Here is a 21,835-nt window from a genome sequence, read left to right as displayed (position 1 = left end):
GACTAATTAGGCTCAAGGCATGTCGGCAGCTCCCGCCCCGCGCTCATCCGACGGCAGCCCGGATGCGGCCGCCGGGACGATCCGCGGCCTGCGCGGGCTGTCCAAGGAGCTGACCGCGCGGGTGCCGCAACTGCTGGAGGCCCTGAGATCGGTCGGCTCGGGCCTTGAGCTGCACGCCACCCTCAACCGGATCTGCGCGACGGCGGCCGAGCTGACGAACGCCCGCTACGCGGGTCTGGGAGTCGCGGCGGAGGACGAGGAGGGGCTCGCGGACTTCGTCTACTACGGCATGGACGAGGACACCGCCCGGCGGATCGGGCGCCTCCCCGACGGGCAGAGCGGTCTTCTCGGGGCGCTCATCCAGGACCCGAATCCGGTACGGCTCACGAACCTGGCGGACGACGTGCGCGCCGGCGGACTCCCCGAACACCACCCGCCGATGCGCAGCTTCCTGGGCGTCCCGATCAGGGTGCAGGGCGCGATCTTCGGCAATCTGTACCTGGCCGAGAAGCGGGACGGCCGTCCGTTCACCGACTACGACCTCCACCTGGTCCGCGTCCTGGCGGCGGAGGCGGGCATCGCCATCGGCAACGCCAGGCTGTACGAGGCCGCCCAGCAGCGCGAGCGGTGGATCGACGGCTCGGTGGCCGTCACCACGGCGCTCCTGGCGGGTGATGACGCCGAGGACGCGCTCCAGGTGGTCGCCGAACAGGCCCGCCGGCTGGCCCGCTCGGCCGCAGGGATCGTGATGGTGCCCGCCGTGGAGGGTGGTCTGGAGATCGTCGCGGTCTCCTCGGCCCACCCGTCGAAGGCGCTCGGCGTGGTAGTCCCGCCGGAGAGCCAGATCGTCGCCGAACTCCTCGACGGAAAGCCGGTGTTCGTCGAGGACGCCGCCACCGAGCCGCGCATGATCACGGACCTCGCCCGCGGCTACGGACCGATCATGATGCTGCCGTTGCAGAGCGACGGCCGGCTGCTGGGGGCCCTCGTCCTGCCCCGTGCCGAGGACGGGCGGCCCTTCACCGGGACCGAACGGGTCCTGGCGGCGCAGTTCGCCTCGCAGGCCGCGCTCGCGCTGATGGTGGCCGAGACACAGCGCGACCGGGAGCGGCTCGCGGTGTTCGAGGACCGCGACCGGATCGCCCGGGATCTGCACGATCTCGTCATCCAGCGGCTGTTCAGCACCGGGATGATGCTGGAGAGCGCACAGCGGAGGTCGGCCCTGCCCGAGGTGCGCGAGGGCGTCGGACGGGTGGTCGACGAACTCGACGTCACCATCCAGGAGATCCGCACGGCCGTCTTCGCGCTTCAGCCGGGTTCCGAGGAGCCGCCGTCCGGACTGCGCACCCGGATCCTGCGCGAGATCAACATGGCCGCCGTGCCGCTGGGCTTCAAGCCCGGCCACCGCTTCGTCGGCCCCGTCGACACCGCGGTCGGCGAACTCACCTGCAAGAACCTGATCGCCGCGCTGCGCGAGGCCCTGTCCAACGCCTTCCGCCACTCCGGGGCTTCCCGGATCGACGTCACGGTCGACGCGACCGCGCGGCTGCCGGACGGGCGGCGGGGCGTGCGCCTCAGCGTCGCCGACGACGGCGTCGGCATCCCCGAGGGCGGCCGGCGCAGCGGGCTGCGGAACCTCGCGCGGCGGGCCGAGTCCCTGGGCGGCGACAGCTCGTACGGATCGGGCATCGGCGAGGGCGGTGCCGGTACGACGGTGACATGGCAGGCTCCGTACTGAAACGTCCGTCACGCGCACCCCGTTCGGCCCAGTCCTTGCGGCCATTCGTGCCGTGCGGTCCCCCGGCTGTACGACGTGGACGCGACCGGGCCCACCGAGGCGGTCCACGATCGCTGTCATGCCCCTTCTCCGCCGCCGTCCCCTGCTCCTGCCGGTGCTGCTGTGCGCACTCGCGGTTCTCGCGTCCCGGCCCACGACGGCCGAGAGCGAGGACGACGGCTCCGAGGCCGGCGCCAGGGTGGCGCGACTGTACGAGGAGGCCGCCACGGCGTCGCGCGAGTACGAGGCGGGACGCAAGGCGGCCGACGCGCAGCGGGGCAGAGCGGAGCGGGCCGAGCGGCTTCTCGCGCGCGAGCGGTGGGAGATCACGGTGCTGCGCGAGGACCTGGGGCGGATCGCGCGCGCTCAGTACCGGGAGGGGGACGGGCTCCCGTACTCCGCGCAGATGCTGCTGGCGGCCGGCGACGACGAGCTGATGCGTGGTCAGGCCGCCGCATGGCGCGCGGATCTGGCTTTGGGCAACGCGGTCGGCAAGAGCCGTCGCGCCGAGGCCCGGCTCGCCGCCGACGAAGCGAAGGCCCGGTCCGCCCGGAAGGCGCTGGACCAATGGAACGGCGAACTGGCCGCGATGAAGCGGACCATCGCGGCGAAGCTCGACGAGGCACGGTCGACGCTGCAGAGCCGGGCGGACGCCTCGGTGGCGGCGGGCTCCTGCCGCGGTGCCGTCCACCTCGACGGGGCGCGGACGCACAGCGAGCGCAAGTGGGTCGCACCGGTGCCTTCGTACCGTCTCTCCGCGCGTTTCGGCAGCGGTGGTGAGCGCTGGGCGAACCGCCATACCGGGCAGGACTTCGCGGTGCCCATCGGTACGCCGGTGCGGTCGGTCGGGGCGGGCCGGGTGGTGAAGGTCTCCTGCGGGGGTTCCTTCGGCATCGAGATCGTGATCCGGCATCCCGGCGGTTACCGCACGCAGTACGCGCACCTCGCCGCCGTGGCCGTCGACCAGGGTGACCGGGTGTCGACCGGGCAGCTGATCGGGCAGTCCGGCACGAGCGGCAACTCGACGGGACCACACCTGCACTTCGAGGTGCGGATCAGCGACGAGCTGGGATCGGCGATCGACCCCGTGCCGTGGCTGGCCCGGCACGGGGTCCAGCTCTAGAGGTTGCCGAGCCGCTCGGCGAGAATCCGCTCGATCACGACGGCCACTCCGTCGTCGTTGTTGGCGACGGTGCGGCCGGAGGCGGCCGCGAGGACGTCGGGGTGGGCGTTGCCCATCGCGTACGAACGGCCTGCCCAGGTGAGCATCTCGACATCGTTCGGCATGTCGCCGAAGGCGACGACCTCCTCGGGGGAGATGCCCCGCTCGGTACAGCACAGCGCGAGGGTGCTGGCCTTGGAGACGCCGGGGCCGCTGATCTCGAGGAGGGCGCTGGGGCTCGACCGGGTCACGTTGGCCCGTTCGCCGATGGCCGTGCGGGCGACCGCGAGGAAGGCGTCCGGGTCCATCTCGGGGTGGTAGGCGAGCACCTTGAGCACCGGCTGATCGGCGTCCAGGGCGTCCGCGGCGAGGAGCTTCTCGGCGGGCGCGACGATCTCCGGGGGCTCCATGTGCAGCGAGGGGTAGGCCGGTTCGAGGTGCAGGCCGTACGTCCGCTCCACGGCGTACACGGTGCCGGGTGCCGCGGAACGCAGGAGGCGGACGACGTCGAGCGCGACGCCGGGCGCCAGTTCGCGGATCTTGACGAAGCGGTGGGCGCCGGGGCCGCCGTGCAGGTCGACCACGGCGGCGCCGTTTCCGCAGATCGCGAGGCCGTGCCCGTGGACGTGGTCGCTGACGACGTCCATCCAGCGGGCCGGGCGGCCTGTGACGAAGAAGACCTCGACTCCGGCCTGTTCGGCGGCGGCGAGGGCGGCGATCGTACGGTCGGACACGGACTTGTCGTCGCGCAACAGGGTGCCGTCGAGATCCGTGGCGATCAGCCGGGGCGGAACGGTGGAGGCCGGGGTCTCGGGCCGTCGAGTCGCTGAGGTCACCCGGTCATTCTCCCGCATATGCCCGCACGGCCGTGCGGCGGTCCGCACAGTTGAGTGGTTACCGTCCTCACCAGCGCCCTTACATCCCGTCGCCCTCACGGCAGCTGGGCGAGGGCCTCCATGGCGATCTGCTCGAAGACCTTCACGTCGGCGGCGAAGACCGAGTCGGGGATCGGCCAGTGGATCACGATCTCGGTGAAGCCCAGCTCCGCGTGCCGGCCGGCGAAGTCGACGAACGCGTCGAGGGACTCCAGGGGACGGCCCTTGTCCGGGGTGAATCCGGTGAGCAGGATCTTGTCGAGCCCGGACACGTCCCGGCCGATCTCGGCGCAGGTGTCGGCCAGTTTGTCGACCTGCCGGCGAATGGCCTGAACCGACTGTTCGGGGGTGCCCGTCTCGTAGAGCTTCGGGTCGCCGGTCGTCACCCAGGCCTGCCCGTGCCGGGCGGCGAGCTTCAGGCCGCGCGGGCCCGTGGCGGCCACGGCGAAGGGCAGCCGGGGGCGCTGCACACAGCCCGGGATGTTGACCGCCTCGTGCGCGGAGTAGAAGTCACCGCCGTACGAGACGGACTCCTCGGTGAGCAGGCGGTCCAGCAGCGGCACGAACTCGCCGAAGCGGTCGGCGCGCTCACGCGGGGTCCACGGGTCCTGGCCGAGCGCCGTCGCGTCGAAGCCGGTGCCACCCGCGCCGATGCCCAGGGTGATCCGGCCGTTCGAGATGTCGTCGAGGGAGACGAGTTCCTTGGCGAGGGTCACCGGGTGCCGGAAGTTCGGCGAGGTGACGAGCGTGCCGAGGCGGATGCGGCCGGTGACGGCGGCCGCGGCGGTGAGCGTCGGCACGGCACCGAACCACGGGCCGTCGCGGAAGCTCCGCCACGACAGGTGGTCGTAGGTGAAAGCGGTGTGGAAGCCGAGCTGCTCCGCGCGCTGCCAGGCGGAACGCCCGCCCTCGTGCCAGCGGACGTACGGGAGGATCACGGTGCTGAGGCGCAGACTCATGCTTCGAGCGTAAGCGGAACCGGAAGGTGGTCGCGGCCACCGCGTGATCGTCCATGGGCCGCAGGGACCGCGGGCACGGTTGCCCCGGGCCGTCGGTGGGGCCGGTGGGGCCCTGGGGGCACGGCTGCCCCACGGCGGCCGGCGGCGTCAGTGCGGGGCCGGAAAGCGCAGGTAGCGCGCGGGTACGGCCTGGGTCAGCCAGACGCCGTTCGCGCTGACGTGGAAGACGTGGCCGTCGCGGTGCATGGCGGCGGCGTCCACGGAGAGGACGACCGGCCGGCCGCGGCGGGCACCGACACGGGTCGCGGTCTCCCGGTCGGGCGAGAGGTGCACGTCGTGTCGCCTCATGGGCTTGAGTCCCTCGGCACGGATCGCGTCCAGGCTGGATGCCACGGTCCCGTGGTAGAGGTACGCCGGAGGGGTCGCGGGGGGCAGTCCGAGGTCGACCTCCACGGAGTGGCCCTGGCTGGCGCGGATCCGGGTGCCTTCGACGGCGAAGCGCCGCTTGTCGTTCGTGACGACGACGTGGTCCAGTTCCTCGCGCGTGATGCGGAAGCCGTGGGCGGCCGCCGCGGCGATCAGCGTGTCGATCTCGACCCAGCCGCCCTCGCCGAGCGTCAGCCCGATCCGCTCGGGCTGGTGCCGCAGGTGCTTCGAGAGGTACTTCGACACCCTTACGGTGCGTCTTTCATCCATACGTACATCCATCTTGTCATTCGATCTCTTTGTTCTATGTTCCGTCCGGCACTCGTTCGCGGGGGTGTGCGGCTCTCGGCGGTCGAGCTGTACGCCACCCGTACTTCGTGCCGTCGGGTTCACCAGAGTGCCTGGCGAGACGCTGATCACGCATTTGATTTTGGTCCGGAGGTTTGATCCACAACCAAGTCCTGTTATCCACAGGGGATTTGGAGATTCTGTGGACAACGTGATGAAGATTTAGGGGGATTGGTCAATCATGCGGCACTTGACGTGATTTGCCGTCAGGTGATCCAAGGCACGTGCCTGGACCTCGCGTTCGGTCGCGGCGGTGACGAAGGCGGCCACCTGTGATGGACCAACCAGGCCCGCCACGACCCGCATTGTCTCCGCGGGGATCTCCACCGAACGCACCTCATCAGCTCTTTCCCGGGGCTGCCCGGCCCCCAGCTGCTCACGCAGGTGACGGTGCGCGAACAGGCGCATGGCCCTGGCCAGTTCGGCGTCGACCGTCTGCTGCGCCAGAGGCCGCAGCCGTCGCACGAGAGAGGCCGCCTCGGCCGCCTCTGCGTCCTTCGGCGGGTGCTCCCCCAGATAGCGGGCGAAGACATGCTCGGTCGTGAACTCCATGAAACGGTCCGCGATATGTTCGACCTGAACCCTCAACTCCCGCAGGTGACCTGAGATCGCGGACAGCGGTACGCCCGCCGCGTGCAACTCCACTGCCACACCCAGTTCTTGAGGGCTCGGGACGAGGTACGTGTCCTCGTCGCCGGGAATGCGCTCCAGCACCCCCAGCTCCAGGGCCTCGGCCACCGCCGCGTCGTCCGGGATTCCGCCGAACCGCTCGTCCAGTTCGGCGCGCGAGATCCGCGCGGCCTCCTCGTCGGTCCACGGCCCGTCGACCTCGGCGACCAGACCGAGGACGCCGCCCAGGCCCCGGCCGGTGTCCCAGGCCTCCAGCAGCTCCTTGATGGACGCCAGCGTGTAGCCGCGGTCGAGGAGGTCGGCGATCTGCCGCAGCCGGGCCAGATGGGTGTCCGCGTACACGTTGGCGCGGCCCCGCCGCTCGGGGCGGGGGAGCAGGCCGCGGTCCTGATAGGCGCGGATCGTCCGGACCGTGGCACCGCTGAGGTGTGCCAGATCCTCGATCCGGTACGCGGCACCGGCCGATTCGTCGCTCATGCTCCCTGCCCTTCCGCGTCGCCCGGCGCAGTCGCCCGGCGGTCGCTACGCGGTCGCCGCACGCCCGATCGCCGCACGCCCGATCGCCGCGGCTGCCGTCCGTGCCGCCGGCGAAAGTGCCAGGTGTTCGACGGCCCGGCGCAGTGACCCCTCCTGGGACGGATGGTACGACCGCCGCAGACAGCGCGGTACGGCCGCGCCGAGCTCCTTCCACGTGGGCAACAGCCCTTTGCGCACAGCTCTGCCGAAGGAGACCCGGCGCGGCGCGATCGCACCGCGCTCGGGGACTCCCGCGGGCTCCGCCGTGCTCACAGCGGTGGCTCCAGGCGGGCGATCGCGCGCAGCGCCTTCGGGGTGAACCGGGACATGAGGTGGGCGCCGCGCGCCTCCGGGGTGACGGGGACGACGGCCTGGTTGCGGGCGACAGCGCGCAGGATCGCGTCGGCGACCTTCTCCGGCGGATAGTTGCGCAGGCCGTACAGCCGGGCGGACTTCTTCTGGCGCCGCTTCTCCTCCGCCGCGTCGACGCCGGCGAAACGAGCGGTCGAGGTGATGTTCGTGTTGACGAAGCCGGGGCAGATCGCCGAGACGCCGATCCCCCGCCCGGCCAGCTCCGCGCGCAGGCACTCACTGAGCATCAGTACGGCCGCCTTGGAGGTGCTGTAGGCGGGCAGCGCCTTCGAAGGCTGGTACGCCGCGGCCGAGGCGGTGTTGACGATGTGGCCGCCCTGGCCGCGCTCGGCCATCTGCTTCCCGAAGAGCCGGCAGCCGTGGATCACACCCCACAGATTGACGTCGAGGACCTTCTTCCAGTCCTCCGACGTCGTGTCGAAGAAGGAGCCGGAGAGCCCGATCCCCGCGTTGTTCACCAGGACGTCCACCACGCCGTACTCCGTGGCGACCTTCTCGGCGAGTTTCTCCATCGCCTGCTCGTCGGAGACGTCGACCGTCTCCGCCCAGGCCTCGGGGGAGCCGATCAACCGGGACATCTCCGCCGTGCGGGCGGCGCTCTCCGCGTCCCGGTCGACGGCCACCACACGCGCGCCGGCTTCGGCGAACGCGAAGGCGGTGGCCCGTCCGATGCCGCTGCCCGCGCCGGTGATCAGGACGAGCCGGCCCCCGAACCGGTCCGCGTACTTGCCGGTGGCCGCCGTGTCCTGCGCGGGCAGTCCGCCCTCCCGGCCTTCGTTGGCCGTCACGAACTCGGTGATCCAGGCGGCCAGCTGGTCCGGCCGCGTGCGCGGAACCCAGTGCTTGGCGGGCAGCGTGCGGCGCAGCAGCCGGGGCGCCCACTCCTCCAGGTCGTCGTAGAGCCGCTCGGAGAGGAACGCGTCGCCCAGGGGCGTGATCAGCTGCACGGGCGCGTGGGCGTAGGCGTCGGCGCGCGGCCTGCTCAGCCGGGGCCGTACGTTGTCGCGGTACAGCCATGCGCCGTGCGCCGCGTCCGAGGGCAGCGACGAGGTCGGGTAGTCGCCCGCGGGCACCTTCTCGAACCGCTCGAGCATCTTCGGCCAGCGCTTGCCGAGGGGGCCGCGCCAGGCCAGCTCGGGCAGCGCAGGAGTGTGCAGCATGTACACGTACCAGGACTTGGCGCCCTGGCCGAGGAGCTGACCGACCCGACGGGGGGTGGGCCGGCGCACACGCCGCTTGATCCAGTGCCCGAAGTGGTCGAGGGACGGACCGGACATCGAGGTGAAGGACGCGATCCGGCCCTCGGTGCGTGCGATTGTGACGAACTCCCAGGACTGCACCGAGCCCCAGTCGTGCCCCACCAGGTGCACAGGGCGGTCCGGGCTCACCGCGTCCACGACCGCGAGGAAGTCGTCCGTCAGCTTCTCCAGGGTGAACCCGCCGCGCAGCGGCTGCGGCGCCGACGACCTGCCGTGCCCGCGCACGTCGTACAGCACGACGTGGAAGCGGTCGGCCAGTCTTGCGGCGACCTCGGACCACACCTCCTTGGAGTCCGGATATCCGTGCACGAGCACCACCGTGGGCTGCCGGTCGTCGCCCAGCTCGGCGACGCACAGCTCGATCCCGCCCGTCCGCACCCAGCGCTCGCGCGCACTTTCGAGACTCACTTGTCCTCCGCCCAGCGCCGCACGTGCGGCAGATCGTCGTCCAGCCAGAAGGCACTCGCCTCGGGGTCCTTGGAGTCGGTGACGACCAGGATCTCCTCGAACTTCGCGCCCGTGCCCCGGAATCCGAGGTGGGGTTCGACCGCCCACAGCCCGGGCTGCGGCGGATGGTCGGAGAAGCGGTACGGCGACCACAGTGGCGACCAGCCGTCCCGGTGCCCGCGCAGGGCGTCGCTCGCCAGGCCCTTCAGGGACTGGGTGCCGAAACCGAACAGACGGGGGGACCAGGGACGCTCCCTCACCCGGTTCACCTTGTGCGCGATCACACCGAAGGGGTACGCGCGGTGTCGATTGGCGTACCCCTGGCGGACCATGAGCCGGTCCACGTCCTCGTAGATCTCGCGCAGCGTGCGGCGCTCGCGCACCTCGCGCAGGATGAGCTCGCGGTGCGCCTCCAGGTCGGCGAGCAGCTTGTCCTGGAGGGGGTTCGGGCCCAGGGAGCCCGAGTAGCCGATGTCGGCGGTGAAGCCCTTGTGGACCGGTGCCATGTCCAGGATGAAGGGCATCCCCGGCTCCAGTCGCCGGTCGGTCGGGAAGAACTGGAGCGGGACGCGGAAGCCGACGAACGCCGTGCGGTCGCCGAACCAGGCGAAGGGCAGGTGGAACCAGTCCCGCACCCCGCGCTCGCGCAGCCAGTCGCGCTGCATGCGTGCCGCCTCGCGCTCCGTCACACCGGGCTTCAGTTGCGCCGCGACCGCCTCCGCGCACTCGTACGCGAGGCGCTGCACCTCTTTGAACCCGCGCAGTTCCTCTCCGAACCCGCGCGGCTCCGCGGAGAGTTCGCCTGCCACAGCCGTCGTCATGCCACCGCCCCACACCCTGTCCACGCTGACCGCGGTACGTGTCCGTAACTTGACACTGGCGAATGTGACAGTAGTTAGAGGCTGCGTCAATAGCCGGGTGCGGTGCCTGTGGACGACCGGCCCCTTGGGGACGGCCGGCACCCCCGGACGGGTGGCCCGGCCGGGCCACGGCGACGGACGGCATTCGACCTCAGGGGGACCCCTACGGGCCCCTACGACTGGAGTCTGACGCGGATCCAGCTCCGTGGTCTGACGACCGCTGTGGCGTGCGCCACTACCTTCGAAACGTGACTGTGATCGCGACCGAAAGCCTGAGCAAGCGGTTCCCCCGGGTGACCGCGCTTGACCGGCTCTCCGTGGACGTCGGGCCCGGTGTGACCGGACTCGTCGGAGCCAATGGAGCCGGCAAGTCCACACTGATCAAGATCCTGCTGGGTCTGTCCCCCGCCACCGAGGGCCGCGCCGAAGTGCTCGGACTCGACGTCGCCACCGAGGGCGCCGCCATCCGTGAGCGGGTCGGGTACATGCCCGAGCACGACTGCCTGCCGCCCGACGTCTCGGCCACCGAGTTCGTCGTCCACATGGCCCGCATGTCCGGCCTCCCGCCGACAGCGGCCCGCGAGCGCACCGCGGACACCCTGCGCCACGTCGGCCTGTACGAGGAGCGCTACCGCCCCATCGGCGGCTACTCGACGGGCATGAAGCAGCGCGTGAAGCTCGCGCAGGCCCTCGTCCACGACCCCCAGCTGGTCTTCCTCGACGAGCCGACCAACGGCCTCGACCCGGTCGGCCGCGACGACATGCTCGGGCTGATCCGCCGGATCCACACCGACTTCGGCATCTCGGTCCTGGTCACCTCGCATCTCCTGGGCGAGCTGGAGCGCACCTGCGACCACGTCGTCATCATCGACGGCGGCAAGCTGCTGCGGTCCAGCTCCACCACGGACTTCACCCAGACCACCACGACCCTCGCCATCGAGGTCACCGACACCGACGAGCACCCCGACGGCACCCGCACGGTGCGCGACGCGCTGCACGCGCGCGGGATCGAGACCCACGACGGCAGCGGCCTGCCGGGCGCCGGGCACATCCTGCTGCTGACCGCCGAAAGCGAGGAGACGTACGACCTCGTCCGCGACGTCGTCGCCGACCTCGGCCTCGGCCTGGTCCGCATGGAGCAGCGCCGGCACCACATCGCGGAGGTCTTCAAGGACAGCGACGAGCAGCGGAAGGAGGCGGTCGGCCATGGCGGTTGAGCAGCCCACGGCCCGGGAGGCCGAGCAGACCCGGATCCACAACATCGGCTACCGCAACTACGACGGACCGCGGCTGGGCCGCGCGTACGCCCGTCGCTCGCTGTACTCGCAGTCCCTGCGCGGTGCCTACGGACTCGGCCGCTCGGTCAAGTCCAAAGTGCTGCCGATGCTGTTGTTCGTCGTGATGTGCGTCCCCGCCCTCATCATGGTGGCGGTCGCGGTCGCCACCAAGGCGAAGGACCTGCCCGTCGACTACACGCGATACGCGATCATCATGCAGGCCGTGATCGGTCTGTACGTGGCCTCGCAGGGACCGCAGGCCGTCTCCCGCGACCTGCGTTTCAAGACCGTCCCGCTGTACTTCTCGCGCCCCATCGAGACCGCGGACTACGTGCGGGCCAAGTACGCGGCGCTGGCCTCGGCGCTGTTCGTCCTCACCGCCGCGCCGCTGATCGTGCTCTACGTGGGAGCGCTGCTGGCGAAGCTGGACTTCGCCGACCAGACCAAGGGATTCGCACAGGGGCTGGTCTCCGTGACACTGCTGTCGCTGCTCTTCGCCGGGATCGGCCTGGTGATCTCCGCGGTCACGCCGCGCCGCGGCTTCGGCATCGCTGCCGTCATCGCCGCCCTGACCATCTCCTACGGGGCGGTGTCCACCGTCCAGGCCATCGCCTTCGAGCAGTCCAGCACCGGAGCCGTCCCGTGGCTCGGCCTCTTCTCGCCGATCACGCTGATCGACGGGGTGCAGACGGCCTTCCTGGGCGCCACCTCCGCCTTCCCCGGAGGGGAAGGACCCTCGTCCGGGCAGGGCATCGTCTACCTCATCGTCGTCCTGGGGCTCATCTCCGGCTGCTACGGCCTCCTGATGCGCCGCTACCGAAAGGTCGGGCTGTGACCACCCTCAACATCGACCACGTCTCACGCTGGTTCGGCAACGTGGTGGCGGTCAACGACATCACGATGACGATCGGCCCCGGAGTCACCGGCCTGCTCGGCCCGAACGGCGCGGGCAAGTCCACCCTCATCAACATGATGGGCGGCTTCCTGGCCCCCTCCACGGGCACCGTCACCCTCGACGGCGAGCAGGTCTGGCGCAACGAACAGATCTACCGGCACATCGGCATCGTCCCCGAGCGCGAGGCGATGTACGACTTCCTCACCGGCCGCGAATTCGTCGTCGCCAACGCCGAGTTGCACGGCCTCGGCGACAAGGCCGCCCAGCGCGCGCTCGCCACGGTCGAGATGGAGTACGCGCAGGACCGCAAGATCTCGACGTACTCCAAGGGCATGCGGCAGCGCGTGAAGATGGCGTCCGCGCTCGTCCACGACCCGTCGCTGCTGCTGCTCGACGAGCCGTTCAACGGCATGGACCCGCGTCAGCGCATGCAGCTCATGGACCTGCTGCGGCGCATGGGCGACGAGGGTCGCACGGTGCTGTTCTCGTCCCACATCCTCGAAGAGGTCGAGCAGCTCGCCGCGCACATCGAGGTGATCGTCGCCGGACGGCACGCGGCGAGCGGCGACTTCCGGCGCATCCGCCGCCTGATGACCGACCGCCCGCACCGCTATCTGATCCGGTCCAGCGACGACCGGGCGCTCGCCGCGGCGCTGATCGCCGACCCGTCGACGTCGGGCATCGAAGTCGACCTGGCCGAGGGTGCGTTGCGCATCCAGGCGGTCGACTTCGGCCGGTTCACCGCCCTGCTCCCGCGCGTCGCGCGCGAGCACGGCATCCGGCTGCTCACGGTCTCGCCGTCCGACGAGTCCCTCGAGTCCGTCTTCTCGTATCTCGTCGCGGCGTAGGAGGCCGAAGATGTACGACCCCACAGTCGCCCGGCTCACCTACCGTGGCCTGCTCGGCCGGCGCAGGGCCCTGATCCTGTGCGCCCTGCCCGTCCTGCTCATCGTGATCTCCGCCGCCGTGCGCGGCTTCACCGGCGCCGACGACCAGGTGGCCTCGGACGTGCTCGGCGGTTTCGCCCTCGCGACGATGGTCCCGATCATCGGCGTCATCGCGGGCACCGGCGCGATCGGCCCCGAGATCGACGACGGCTCGGTGGTGTATCTGCTGGCCAAGCCCCTCAAGCGGCCCACGATCATCTTCACCAAGCTGATCGTCGCCATCGCCGTCACCATGGCGTTCTCGGCGGTGCCGACGTTCATAGCGGGCCTGATCCTGAACGGCAACGGCCAGCAGATCGCCGTCGCCTACACCGTCGCCGCGCTGGTCGCATCGATCGCGTACGCCGCCCTGTTCCTGCTCCTGGGGACCGTGACCCGGCACGCGGTGGTCTTCGGACTCGTCTACGCCCTCGTCTGGGAGGCCCTCTTCGGGTCGCTGGTGTCCGGCGCGCGCACGCTGAGCGTCCAGCAGTGGGCACTCGCCGTGGGCCACAAGGTCACCGGCGGCGACCTCGTCACCTCCGACGTGGGCCTGCCGACCGCGACGGTGCTGCTGATCGCGGTCACCGTGCTGGCCACCTGGTACGCGGGACAGCGGCTCCGGTCGCTGACGCTGGCCGGCGAGGAGTGAGCGGGTTCCACGCGCGCGTGCCGGTCGTCACGGTGCACGCGCGCGTGGAACCCCGCCGAGGCCGCCCCTTCACCGGGCGGCCTCTTCTTGACATCGGCTTCACCTGCGTCCGGGCACACTGGGCTGAGGGGATGCGTTTGCTAGGAGGACGGGGATGTCCGCTGAGGAACTGAAAGGCGACGGGGAACCCGGGGACGTCTGGGACGACCTCGTCCTGGACGAGGACTTCATACGGTCCGCGGATACGGCCGAGCCCTCGGCCCGCGCCCGTATGCTGGCCGCCCGCTGGCGCCAGGGAGGACCCGACCCGCAGCCCTGGCGGTCCGACGAGCCGCCCGCGGGATGGTTCTTCAGCAAGGCGCGACGGCGCAGGTGGCGCCGCCGCTGACCGGCTGCTTCCGAGGGTCGCGGCGTACGGGGCGCCGCCGGGGCGGGTGGCCCTGACCCCGCACTGGGTGCGAACCCAACATGAGAGACGCGCACTTGGCGCGAGGCACGAGCCCGGCGTGAGACGCGTACTCGGCAGGGGATGCCGACCCGGCGTGAAGCGGGAGCCCGGCACGGAATGCGGACCCGGCACTGCGTGCGAGCCTCACATTTATTCGGTGGCGTCCAAATCGGCTCCGGGGCACAGTAGTTGTGTCCACGCCGCCGCATCTAGCCGGCGCCATGTTCTGGGAGAGGAGCGCGACGATGTTCATCAGGAGCAGTTCGTCGAGCTCCCGACAGGGCAGCCCGCGGCGGGTTCCGGAGTAGTCACCCTCCGTCGAACCCACCCGCACGGGGGGCTGCCCGGGGCGGCCGCTTCGAGCGCGCGTCACGCGCGGGCCGCCCACCCGGAGGATTGGCCGAGAGGTAAGGCACCGGCTTGCTAAGCCGTGGTCGGGGTCTTCCCCGCGCGCGTTCGATCCGCGCATCCTCCGCAAGAACGCACCGGCCACGGCTGATGCCGTCGAGTCACGGCCGGCACGACTGCCGATGCCGTCGTCCCCCGCCGACCGGCCGACGTCCGTGAGCGCCCGCCCTGCCGTGCGGCTCCGGGCTCGACAGCGCAGGCCCCACCCCCCGCCGCGCAGCTCATGGCTCCGTGGAGCCACCCCACCGCGCCCGGCGGGAGCCGGGACCGGACCGAGGTCGGGACTAGCCCAGCAGGCGTTCCAGGACCACCGCGATGCCGTCCTCCTCGTTCGAGAACGTCACCTCGTCCGCGACGGCCTTGAGATCGTCGTGGGCGTTGGACATGGCCACCCCGTGCGCCGCCCAGGCGAACATCGGAATGTCGTTGGGCATGTCGCCGAAGGCGATCGTGTCGGCCGCCTTCATGCCGAGCCGACGGGCCGCCAGGGAGAGCCCGGTCGCCTTGGAGAGGCCGAGGGGCAGCAGTTCCACTATCCCGGCACCCGCCATCGTGACGCTCACCAGGCCGCCCGCGACCTCCGTGCCGACGGCGGCGAGCTCGTCGTCGGAGAGCGTCGGATGCTGGATGTACACCTTGTTCAGGGGAGCCGACCAGAGGTCCGCCGCGTCCCTGATCGGCACGGTCGACAGCGGGCCGTCCTGCACCCGGTAGCCGTGGCCCACGACGACCTCGCCGTCGAGCCCGTCGCGGCTCGCGGCCAGCAGGAGCGGTCCGACCTCCGCCTCGATCTTGGCGAGCGCCAGACCGGCCAGCTGCCGGTCCAGCGTCACCGACGTGAGCAGCCGGTGCTCCCCCGCGTCGTACACCTGCGCACCCTGGCCGCAGACCGCGAGGCTCTCGTAGCCGAGGTCGTCGAGGATGTGCCGGGTCCAGGGCACCGCACGTCCGGTGACGACGATGTGGGCCGCGCCCGCCGCGGTCACCGCGGCGAGCGCCTCACGCGTGCGCCGGGAGACCGTCTCGTCGGCACCCAGCAGCGTGCCGTCGAGGTCGGTCGCCACGAGCTTGTACGGGAACGACCCGCTCGGTCCGTCCGGCTCGTGCGACGCCCACGGCGCGCTCGAGCCGTGCGGCGCGGTCGAACCGGTCGCTCCAGATGTGCCGGTCACTTGGAGATCGGCTCCAGGACCTCACGGCCGCCCAGGTACGGGCGCAGCACCTCCGGCACCCGGACGGAGCCGTCGGCGAGCTGGTGGTTCTCCAGGATCGCGACGATCGTGCGGGGGACGGCGCACAGCGTGCCGTTGAGCGTGGCGAGCGGCTGGACCTTCTTGCCGTCGCGCATGCGGACGGACAGGCGGCGGGCCTGGAAGCCGTCGCAGTTCGACGCCGAGGTCAGCTCGCGGTACTTGCCCTGCGTGGGGATCCACGCCTCGCAGTCGAACTTGCGGGAGGCGGACGCGCCGAGGTCGCCCGACGCCACGTCGATGACCTGGAACGGCAGCTCAAGACCGGTCAGCCACTGCTTCTCCCAGTCCAGGAGGCGCTTGTGCTCGTTCTCCGCGTCCTCCGGGTCGACGTACGAGAACATCTCGACCTTGTCGAACTGGTGCACGCGGAAGATGCCGCGGGTGTCCTTGCCGTAGGTGCCGGCCTCGCGGCGGAAGCACGGCGAGAAGCCGGCGTAGCGCAGCGGCAGCTTGTCGGCGTCGAGGATCTCGTCCATGTGGTACGCCGCGAGCGGGACCTCGGAGGTGCCGACCAGGTAGTAGTCGTCCTTCTCCAGGTGGTACACGTTCTCCGCGGCCTGGCCGAGGAAGCCGGTGCCCTCCATGGCGCGCGGGCGGACCAGCGCGGGCGTCAGCATCGGGGTGAAGCCGGCCTCGGTGGCCTGCGCGATCGCCGCGTTGACGAGGGCGAGTTCCAGGAGCGCGCCGACGCCGGTCAGGTAGTAGAAGCGCGAGCCGGACACCTTGGCGCCGCGCTCGACGTCGATGGCGCCCAGCGCCTCGCCGAGCTCCAGGTGGTCCTTGGGCTCGAAGCCCTCGGCGCCGAAGTCGCGGATGGTGCCGTGCGTCTCCAGGACGACGAAGTCCTCCTCGCCGCCGACCGGGACGTCGGGGTGCACCAGGTTGCCCAGCTGGAGGAGGAGCCGCTTGGTCTCCTCGTCGGCCTCGTGCTGCTCGGCGTCGGCCGTCTTGACGTCGGCGGCGAGCTGACCCGCCTTCTTCAGCAGCTCGGCCTTCTCGTCGCCCGAGGCCTTGGGGATCAGCTTGCCGAGCGCCTTCTGCTCGGAACGCAGCTCGTCGAAGCGGACGCCGGACGACCTGCGCCGCTCGTCGGCGGAGAGGAGGGAGTCGACGAGGGCGACGTCCTCTCCACGGGCGCGCTGGGAGGCGCGAACACGGTCGGGGTCCTCACGGAGCAGGCGAAGGTCAATCACCCCTCAAGGCTACCGGTGCGCGGTTCCGGCCAACGACTCGATATTCCGGCCCGCCGGTTCTGTCACGTTATGAGGGGAATGGCGGACTGAATCTTTTGATCATGAGTCGGTGTCAAGGAAAAGGGTCGTACTCCCTGAAAGGGGGCAGGCGGCGGCCCGTCGGTTGACCGGATTTCCCTGTGCCGACAGGGACTTGGTGCGTGGTTGTCCACAGGAATCCACAGCCCTCCAGAGTTATCCACAGGCTGTGCGGAAGATCTGTGGACTTCGGAAATGATCATTCGGAGGGGTGGACACGGGTCGAGGAATTCCCGGCTCAAACCCTGCGTACACGCACTTTCGGGTGTAAATGATTCGCTCCATAGAGTTGATCAATGGAAAAGGGTGGACGAAGGGTGACGTGCGGGGCTGTGGAAGAGGTTGAGGCCTGTAGGCCGATTTGTCGACGATGCAGTATTTCGTTGTCGACTTGTCCCCAGGTCGAGAAGCGCGCCTGTGGATAACGTCTGTGGATGACGAAAATCTGCAGGTAGGACCAGTGATCAAGGGTGCACGGGCCGGTGGACAGGGATGACCCCGGGAGTGGGCAGGCAGCGGGGGACGGGCCGCCGGCCAGGGGTGATCGGCTCCCGCGCACCGAACCGGTGGAAATGCGCCGCACGGAGTGTTCACGGCGTGTTCGGGAAGTCCATTCGATTTTCGACATCGGCCCACTCCTTCGGCTGCCCGGGCCCGGACCCGTGCTCCCCGTCCCGGCCGCCCGCGGAACGGCCCCTTTCAGAAGCGGCCGTCCTGGCAGCGCGCCAGCCAGTCGGAAGCGGCGGAGAATTCGCTGTCCGAGGTCCCGGCCCGGGGTGCGCGCACGTCCTTGGGGTCGACTTCCGCCCGGGGGTACGAACCGAGGAAGCGCACCTGCGGGCAGACACGCTTGAGCCCCATCAGCGCCTCGCCCACCCGCCGGTCGGAGATGTGGCCTTCGGCGTCGATGGCGAAGCAGTAGTTGCCGATGCCCTCGCCGGTCGGCCGGGACTGCAGCAGCATCAGGTTGACGCCGCGCACCGCGAACTCCTGGAGGAGCTCCAGCAGGGCGCCGGGGTGGTCGTCGCGCTGCCAGATGACCACGGACGTCTTGTCCGCGCCGGTCGGTGCGGCGGGCCGGGCGGGCCTGCCCACCAGCACGAAGCGTGTCTGCGCGTTCTCCGCGTCGTGGATGCCGGACTCCAGCGGCTCCAGGCCGTACTTGGCCGCCGCGAACTCGCCCGCGAAGGCCGCGTCGTACCTGCCCTCCTGGACCAGGCGCGCACCGTCGGCGTTCGACGCGGCGGACTCCCACAGGGCGTCGGGCAGGTGCGTCCTGAGCCAGTTGCGCACCTGTGGCTGTGCGGCGGGGTGCGCGGTGACCGTCTTGATCTCCGACAGCTTCGTGCCGGGCCTGACCAGCAGCGCGAAGGTGATCGACAGCAGCACCTCGCGGTAGATCATCAGCGGGGCGCCCGCGACCAGCTCGTCGAGGGTCGTGGTGATGCCGCCCTCCACCGAGTTCTCGATGGGGACGAAGGCGGCCTCGGCCTCGCCGTTGCGGACGGCGTCCAGCGCGGCGGGAACCGACACCACCGGGACCAGTTCCCGGGTGGCGGCCTCCGGGAGCGTGCGCAGGGCGACTTCGGTGAAGGTGCCTTCGGGACCGAGATACGCGTAGCTGGCTGGCATGACCTCACCCTAATGGGCCTCGAACAACCAGGACGACGCGTGTCGAAACGGGACCCCCAGAGGTGATCGGCCCCCCAGGGGAGATCGGCCACCCCCAGAGGTGTTCGGGGACCCCCAGGGGCGATCCGGGGCGGGCCGGGGCGGGTCAGCCTTCCAGCAGGCGCTGCCCCACGTACTCGCCCGTCGCCGCCCCGCCGGGCACCGCGAACAGGCCGCTCGACTCGTGGCGGACGAAGGTGGAGAGCGCGTCACCGCGGTCGAGCTTGCGCTGGACGGGCACGAAGCCGCGCAGCGGATCGGCCTGCCAGCAGACGAAGAGCAGGCCCGCGTCGGGCACCCCGTCCGTGTCGATGCCGTCGTGGAAGGAGAACGGGCGCCGCAGCATCGCGGCACCGCCGTTCTGGTCGGGCCGGGTGATCCTGGCGTGCGCGTTGATCGGGACGACGAGATTGCCGTCGGCGTCGGTCTTGTCCAGGTCCATCGGCGTGTTCTCGGTGCCGCCGCCGAGCGGGGCGCCGGTGGCCTTCTTCCGCCCGATGACGTCCTCCTGGGCCGCGGGAGAGAGCTTCTCCCAGTCGTCGAGGAGCATGCGGATACGGCGGACGACGGCGTAGGAGCCGTTCGCCATCCAGGCCGGCTCCCCCGCGGCGGGCACGAAGACGCGCCGGTCGAAGTCCGACTCGGACGGCTTCGGGTTGCGGGTGCCGTCGATCTGCCCCATCAGGTTGCGGGCCGTCATGGGCCGACCGGTCGCGCCGGGTGAGCGGTTGAAACCGTTCATCTGCCAGCGCACCCGGGCCGCGCTGCCCGCGTCCTTCTGGACGGCGCGCAGGGCGTGAAAGGCGACCAGGGCGTCGTTCGCTCCGATCTGCACCCACAGGTCGCCGTTGCTGCGCGCCTTGTCGAGATGGTCGGAGGAGAAGTCGGGCAGCGGGTCGAGCGCCACCGGCCGCTGCTTCTCCAGGCCCGTACGCGCGAAGAAGCTGTGGCCGAAGCCGAAGGTGACCGTCAGGGAGGAAGGGCCGGCGTCGCGTGCGACGTCCGTGTCGTCCTGGGCGGCCGGCTCACCGGCCATCAGCCGCTGGGCGGTCGCCGACCAGCGGCGGAGCAGCGCGGCGGCCTCCTTGCGGCCCGCGCCCGCCGCCAGGTCGAAGGCGACGAGGTGACCGCGTGCCTGGAGGGCGGTCGTGATGCCCGGCTGATGTTTCCCGTGAAACATCACCACGTCCGAGCCGAGCGAGGTCAGCGGCGCGGCCGGCGCGCCCTTCTCGGCGCTCGGAGCGGCCGCGTATCCTGCGGCGCCCCCGGTCGCGCCCAGGGCGAGACCGGTGGCGCCGGCGGTGCCGAGCAGCCGGCGCCGCGAGAAGCCGCCCTTGGCGGCGGCCTCGGGCGAGGAGACGGCGTCGGGAGTGGACTGGTCGGGCATGGTGGGGTTCAGCCGATCTGCGCGTTCTTGTTCACGGTCGCCTGGTCGATGTCGGAGGTGCGCACGGTCACCGCGATCTTCCAGTCGCCCGCCATGGGGATCTGTACTCCGCTCGCCGACCAGTGTCCGGTGGCGATGCGGTCGGGGGTCACGGGCAGTGGGCCGATGTCCTTCGCGGCGAGGGTGAAGGCGACCTTCACCTCGGGGACGTCGAAGGCCTTGCCGTTGGGCCGCTCCACGAAGACGTGCATCTCGTTGCCGCCGACGCGGGCCGGGTCGAGGGTGAGCTCCACGGTGCCCTTGCCGTCCTCGCCGCCGGTGTCGAACGGGACCTTCAGGGACAGCGGGCCCGAGCGCTGGGACGCGGAAGCGGTGGCCTGCTGGGCTGCCTCTTCTGTACGCCCGGGCTCGGTGGAGGTCAGCACGGTCGTGACCGCGAGCAGGGCGACGGCGACACCCGCCTCCGCGAGCACCGAGCGGCGCAGACCCGAGCGGTGCGGATCGGCGTGGCGGAGACGCTTGTCGCGCGCGGTGGCCACGGCCGCCCGCTGCCGGGCGAGCTGCGCGGCACGCCGGGAGTCCGCCGGGACCGTCTCCCGGGTCTCCTCGCGCTGTCCGGCCACATCCTCGGCCGCGGAGCCTCGTTCCTTCGAGGCCGGCGCCTCGGACAGCCGGCCGGTCCAGCGGCGTGAGATCCATGCGATGCCGACGAGGACCGCCACCAGAGCGATCTTGACGAGCAGCAGTTGCCCGTACCTCGTGCCGGTGAACGCGGACCACGACCCGAGCTGGCGCCAGGACTGATAGATCCCGGTGGCGACCAGGGTGACGACGGCGCCGAACGCGAGGCGGGAGAAGCGGCGCACGGCCGCCGTCTCGATCGCGTCCTCGGCCGGAGCCCTGAACAGTGCCGTCAGCAGGGCCGACAGCCCGCCGAGCCACGCGGCGACGGCCAGCAGGTGCAGGACGTCGACGGGCATGGCGATACCGGGCTGAAGACCGGTCGAGGCGTGCTCGGCCATCGCCCAGGTCGCGGCCAGGCCCGCCGCGACGACGGTGCCGCCGATCGCGAAGCCGAAGGTGAGGTCCTTCTTCTCGGCGGCTCTGTCCGCGGCCTCGGCCGCCCGGGCGGCCGCCACGGTGACCTCGTCGTCGCCCCCGCTGGTCCCGTCAGTCCCGTCAGTCCCGTCGGCCGCGTCGGACGCCCGGGCCTCGGGCTCGTCCCGCTTGACGTACGCCCCGAAGAGCACCGCGACGAACAGCGCCGCGGCGGCGAGCAGCAGCAGCCGGGACACCAGGGCGGCGCCCGACTTGGTCTGGAGCACCTGACCCAGCAGGGTCAGGTCGAAGATGTCGCCGATCTTGCCGGAGCCGACGTACGAACCGCGCAGGAGCAGCAGCGCGAGCGTGGCGCCGGTGAGGGCGAGCCAGCCGGTGACGACGAGCCGCTGGACCGGCCGGACGCCGGCGCCGCGCTGCCAGCAGGTCAGCACGAAGGCGGCTCCGCCGGCCAGGAGGACGAAGCCCGCGTAGGAGACGTATCGCGCGATGCCGTAGAGCACGCCGACGGTTCCGCCGCCCGCGCCCTGGTCGGACAGGGCGACGGAGGTCTGCGAAGGCGCGCCGACGGAGAAGGTGAAGGCCCCGGAGACGGGGTGGCTGTCCTCGGACACCACCTGATAGGTGACCGTGAAGGTGCCGTCGGGCAGTCCCGAGTGCAGCTTCACGCCGTACGTGGTGCCGCTCAGGTTGGCCGCCCGGCCGGTGTCGACCCGCTTGCCCCTGGGGTCGAGCACGCGGAGAGAACCGTCGGACAGCGCGACCTTCTCGGAGAAGGTGAGCGACACCTGGGTGGGCGCCTGGTCGACCACCGACCCCTGCTTCGGGTCGCTCCCGGTCAGCGCGGCGTGCGCGGAGGCGGGCGCGGCCCCGGCCAGGAGCGCGCCGGCGACCGCGAGGAACAGCAGCAGGAGGGTCCGGAGACGGGGGGCGATGGTCTGGGTCAAGGTGGTCGCT

General features: G+C 71.1%; 18 protein-coding genes, 1 tRNA gene and 1 pseudogene. 8 read left to right on the top strand and 12 right to left on the bottom strand.

Annotation, left to right across the window (positions count from 1 at the left end; genetic code table 11):
• Positions 1 to 19: 19 nt before the first annotated feature.
• Together H305_RS0132095 and H305_RS0132090 are read left to right on the top strand one after the other, a co-directional pair.
• Complete coding sequence (locus H305_RS0132095) at positions 20 to 1,738, top strand: GAF domain-containing sensor histidine kinase (RefSeq protein WP_028804052.1); 1,719 nt, start codon at positions 20 to 22, stop codon at positions 1,736 to 1,738.
• 118 nt (positions 1,739 to 1,856) lie between these two features.
• Positions 1,857 to 2,900 carry a peptidoglycan DD-metalloendopeptidase family protein gene (locus H305_RS0132090; RefSeq protein WP_028804051.1) on the top strand — a complete coding sequence of 348 codons (1,044 nt, stop codon included), beginning with the start codon at positions 1,857 to 1,859 and terminating at the stop codon, positions 2,898 to 2,900.
• On the opposite strand, the gene H305_RS0132085 is transcribed toward H305_RS0132090, so the two are convergent.
• From H305_RS0132085 to H305_RS0132055, 7 genes and pseudogenes are all read right to left on the bottom strand, one after another.
• Positions 2,897 to 3,793: a Cof-type HAD-IIB family hydrolase gene (locus tag H305_RS0132085; protein ID WP_078629355.1), complete on the bottom strand. Its 897-nt coding sequence runs from the start codon at positions 3,791 to 3,793 to the stop codon at positions 2,897 to 2,899. The genes H305_RS0132090 and H305_RS0132085 overlap by 4 nt on opposite strands.
• A gap of 77 nt (positions 3,794 to 3,870) precedes the next feature.
• Positions 3,871 to 4,773, bottom strand: a complete 903-nt coding sequence (locus H305_RS0132080) for an LLM class flavin-dependent oxidoreductase (protein ID WP_028804049.1) — start codon at positions 4,771 to 4,773, stop codon at positions 3,871 to 3,873.
• Positions 4,774 to 4,920: 147 nt separating this feature from the next.
• Entirely contained in the window at positions 4,921 to 5,469 is a 549-nt protein-coding gene (locus H305_RS0132075; RefSeq protein ID WP_028804048.1) for an RNA 2'-phosphotransferase, read from the bottom strand.
• A gap of 240 nt (positions 5,470 to 5,709) precedes the next feature.
• A complete protein-coding gene (locus H305_RS0132070; RefSeq protein WP_028804047.1) occupies positions 5,710 to 6,654 on the bottom strand; it encodes a MerR family transcriptional regulator in 945 nt (314 codons plus the stop codon).
• Between the two features lie 45 nt (positions 6,655 to 6,699).
• Positions 6,700 to 6,897 (bottom strand): annotated as a pseudogene (locus tag H305_RS55175) (metal-dependent hydrolase); the annotation flags it as partial.
• A 65-nt stretch (positions 6,898 to 6,962) separates the two neighbouring features.
• Positions 6,963 to 8,732, bottom strand: a complete 1,770-nt coding sequence (locus tag H305_RS0132060) for an SDR family oxidoreductase (protein WP_028804045.1) — start codon at positions 8,730 to 8,732, stop codon at positions 6,963 to 6,965.
• Positions 8,729 to 9,592 (bottom strand): M24 family metallopeptidase, encoded by an 864-nt coding sequence (locus tag H305_RS0132055; RefSeq protein WP_028804044.1) that lies wholly within the window; start codon positions 9,590 to 9,592, stop codon positions 8,729 to 8,731. Before H305_RS0132055 ends, H305_RS0132060 begins: the two co-directional genes overlap by 4 nt.
• A gap of 293 nt (positions 9,593 to 9,885) precedes the next feature.
• Between H305_RS0132055 and H305_RS0132050 the strand changes: the two genes are divergently transcribed.
• From H305_RS0132050 to H305_RS0132025, 6 genes are all read left to right on the top strand, one after another.
• Positions 9,886 to 10,848 (top strand): ABC transporter ATP-binding protein, encoded by a 963-nt coding sequence (locus H305_RS0132050; RefSeq protein WP_028804043.1) that lies wholly within the window; start codon positions 9,886 to 9,888, stop codon positions 10,846 to 10,848.
• Positions 10,838 to 11,743, top strand: coding sequence for an ABC transporter permease subunit (locus H305_RS0132045; protein WP_028804042.1), 906 nt, complete (start codon positions 10,838 to 10,840; stop codon positions 11,741 to 11,743). Before H305_RS0132050 ends, H305_RS0132045 begins: the two co-directional genes overlap by 11 nt.
• Complete coding sequence (locus H305_RS0132040; protein ID WP_028804041.1) at positions 11,740 to 12,651, top strand: ABC transporter ATP-binding protein; 912 nt, start codon at positions 11,740 to 11,742, stop codon at positions 12,649 to 12,651. Before H305_RS0132045 ends, H305_RS0132040 begins: the two co-directional genes overlap by 4 nt.
• Positions 12,652 to 12,661: 10 nt before the next feature.
• Positions 12,662 to 13,381, top strand: a complete 720-nt coding sequence (locus H305_RS0132035) for an ABC transporter permease (protein WP_028804040.1) — start codon at positions 12,662 to 12,664, stop codon at positions 13,379 to 13,381.
• A 154-nt stretch (positions 13,382 to 13,535) separates the two neighbouring features.
• Positions 13,536 to 13,769, top strand: a complete 234-nt coding sequence (locus tag H305_RS0132030; RefSeq protein WP_028804039.1) for a hypothetical protein — start codon at positions 13,536 to 13,538, stop codon at positions 13,767 to 13,769.
• 450 nt (positions 13,770 to 14,219) lie between these two features.
• Positions 14,220 to 14,304 (top strand) — tRNA-Ser (locus H305_RS0132025).
• Positions 14,305 to 14,521: 217 nt separating this feature from the next.
• On the opposite strand, the gene H305_RS0132020 is transcribed toward H305_RS0132025, so the two are convergent.
• From H305_RS0132020 to H305_RS0132000, 5 genes are all read right to left on the bottom strand, one after another.
• Positions 14,522 to 15,301: an HAD family hydrolase gene (locus H305_RS0132020; RefSeq protein WP_028804038.1), complete on the bottom strand. Its 780-nt coding sequence runs from the start codon at positions 15,299 to 15,301 to the stop codon at positions 14,522 to 14,524.
• Positions 15,302 to 15,405: 104 nt separating this feature from the next.
• Positions 15,406 to 16,683, bottom strand: a complete 1,278-nt coding sequence (serS, locus tag H305_RS0132015) for a serine--tRNA ligase (RefSeq protein WP_028804037.1) — start codon at positions 16,681 to 16,683, stop codon at positions 15,406 to 15,408.
• A gap of 777 nt (positions 16,684 to 17,460) precedes the next feature.
• Positions 17,461 to 18,393, bottom strand: a complete 933-nt coding sequence (pheA, locus tag H305_RS0132010; RefSeq protein ID WP_028804036.1) for a prephenate dehydratase — start codon at positions 18,391 to 18,393, stop codon at positions 17,461 to 17,463.
• Positions 18,394 to 18,538: 145 nt separating this feature from the next.
• The gene (gene efeB / locus H305_RS0132005) at positions 18,539 to 19,819 is read right to left on the bottom strand and encodes an iron uptake transporter deferrochelatase/peroxidase subunit (protein WP_028804035.1); all 1,281 of its coding nucleotides are present in this window, start codon (positions 19,817 to 19,819) and stop codon (positions 18,539 to 18,541) included.
• Positions 19,820 to 19,827: 8 nt separating this feature from the next.
• Positions 19,828 to 21,825: a copper resistance CopC/CopD family protein gene (locus tag H305_RS0132000; RefSeq protein WP_028804034.1), complete on the bottom strand. Its 1,998-nt coding sequence runs from the start codon at positions 21,823 to 21,825 to the stop codon at positions 19,828 to 19,830.
• Between the last annotated feature and the right edge of the window lie 10 nt (positions 21,826 to 21,835).

This window comes from Streptomyces sp. 142MFCol3.1 (assembly GCF_000424945.1).
GTDB classification, from domain to species: Bacteria; Actinomycetota; Actinomycetes; order Streptomycetales; family Streptomycetaceae; genus Streptomyces; species Streptomyces siamensis.
Note: the sequence above shows the minus strand (reverse complement) of the source record. Positions and strands in the feature narration are given on the sequence as shown.

Excerpts from the sequence above, each read along its gene's own strand:
- H305_RS0132085 (WP_078629355.1), bottom strand. The coding sequence starts at position 3,793 with ATGCGGGAGAATGACCGGGTGACCTCAGCGACTCGACGGCCCGAGACC.
- H305_RS0132095 (WP_028804052.1), top strand. The coding sequence starts at position 20 with ATGTCGGCAGCTCCCGCCCCGCGCTCATCCGACGGCAGCCCGGATGCG.
- H305_RS0132045 (WP_028804042.1), top strand. The coding sequence starts at position 10,838 with ATGGCGGTTGAGCAGCCCACGGCCCGGGAGGCCGAGCAGACCCGGATC.
- efeB (WP_028804035.1), bottom strand. The coding sequence starts at position 19,819 with ATGCCCGACCAGTCCACTCCCGACGCCGTCTCCTCGCCCGAGGCCGCC.
- H305_RS0132035 (WP_028804040.1), top strand. The coding sequence starts at position 12,662 with ATGTACGACCCCACAGTCGCCCGGCTCACCTACCGTGGCCTGCTCGGC.
- H305_RS0132055 (WP_028804044.1), bottom strand. The coding sequence starts at position 9,592 with ATGACGACGGCTGTGGCAGGCGAACTCTCCGCGGAGCCGCGCGGGTTC.
- pheA (WP_028804036.1), bottom strand. The coding sequence starts at position 18,393 with ATGCCAGCCAGCTACGCGTATCTCGGTCCCGAAGGCACCTTCACCGAA.
- H305_RS0132080 (WP_028804049.1), bottom strand. The coding sequence starts at position 4,773 with ATGAGTCTGCGCCTCAGCACCGTGATCCTCCCGTACGTCCGCTGGCAC.
- H305_RS0132070 (WP_028804047.1), bottom strand. The coding sequence starts at position 6,654 with ATGAGCGACGAATCGGCCGGTGCCGCGTACCGGATCGAGGATCTGGCA.
- H305_RS0132075 (WP_028804048.1), bottom strand. The coding sequence starts at position 5,469 with ATGGATGAAAGACGCACCGTAAGGGTGTCGAAGTACCTCTCGAAGCAC.
- H305_RS0132030 (WP_028804039.1), top strand. The coding sequence starts at position 13,536 with ATGTCCGCTGAGGAACTGAAAGGCGACGGGGAACCCGGGGACGTCTGG.
- H305_RS0132090 (WP_028804051.1), top strand. The coding sequence starts at position 1,857 with ATGCCCCTTCTCCGCCGCCGTCCCCTGCTCCTGCCGGTGCTGCTGTGC.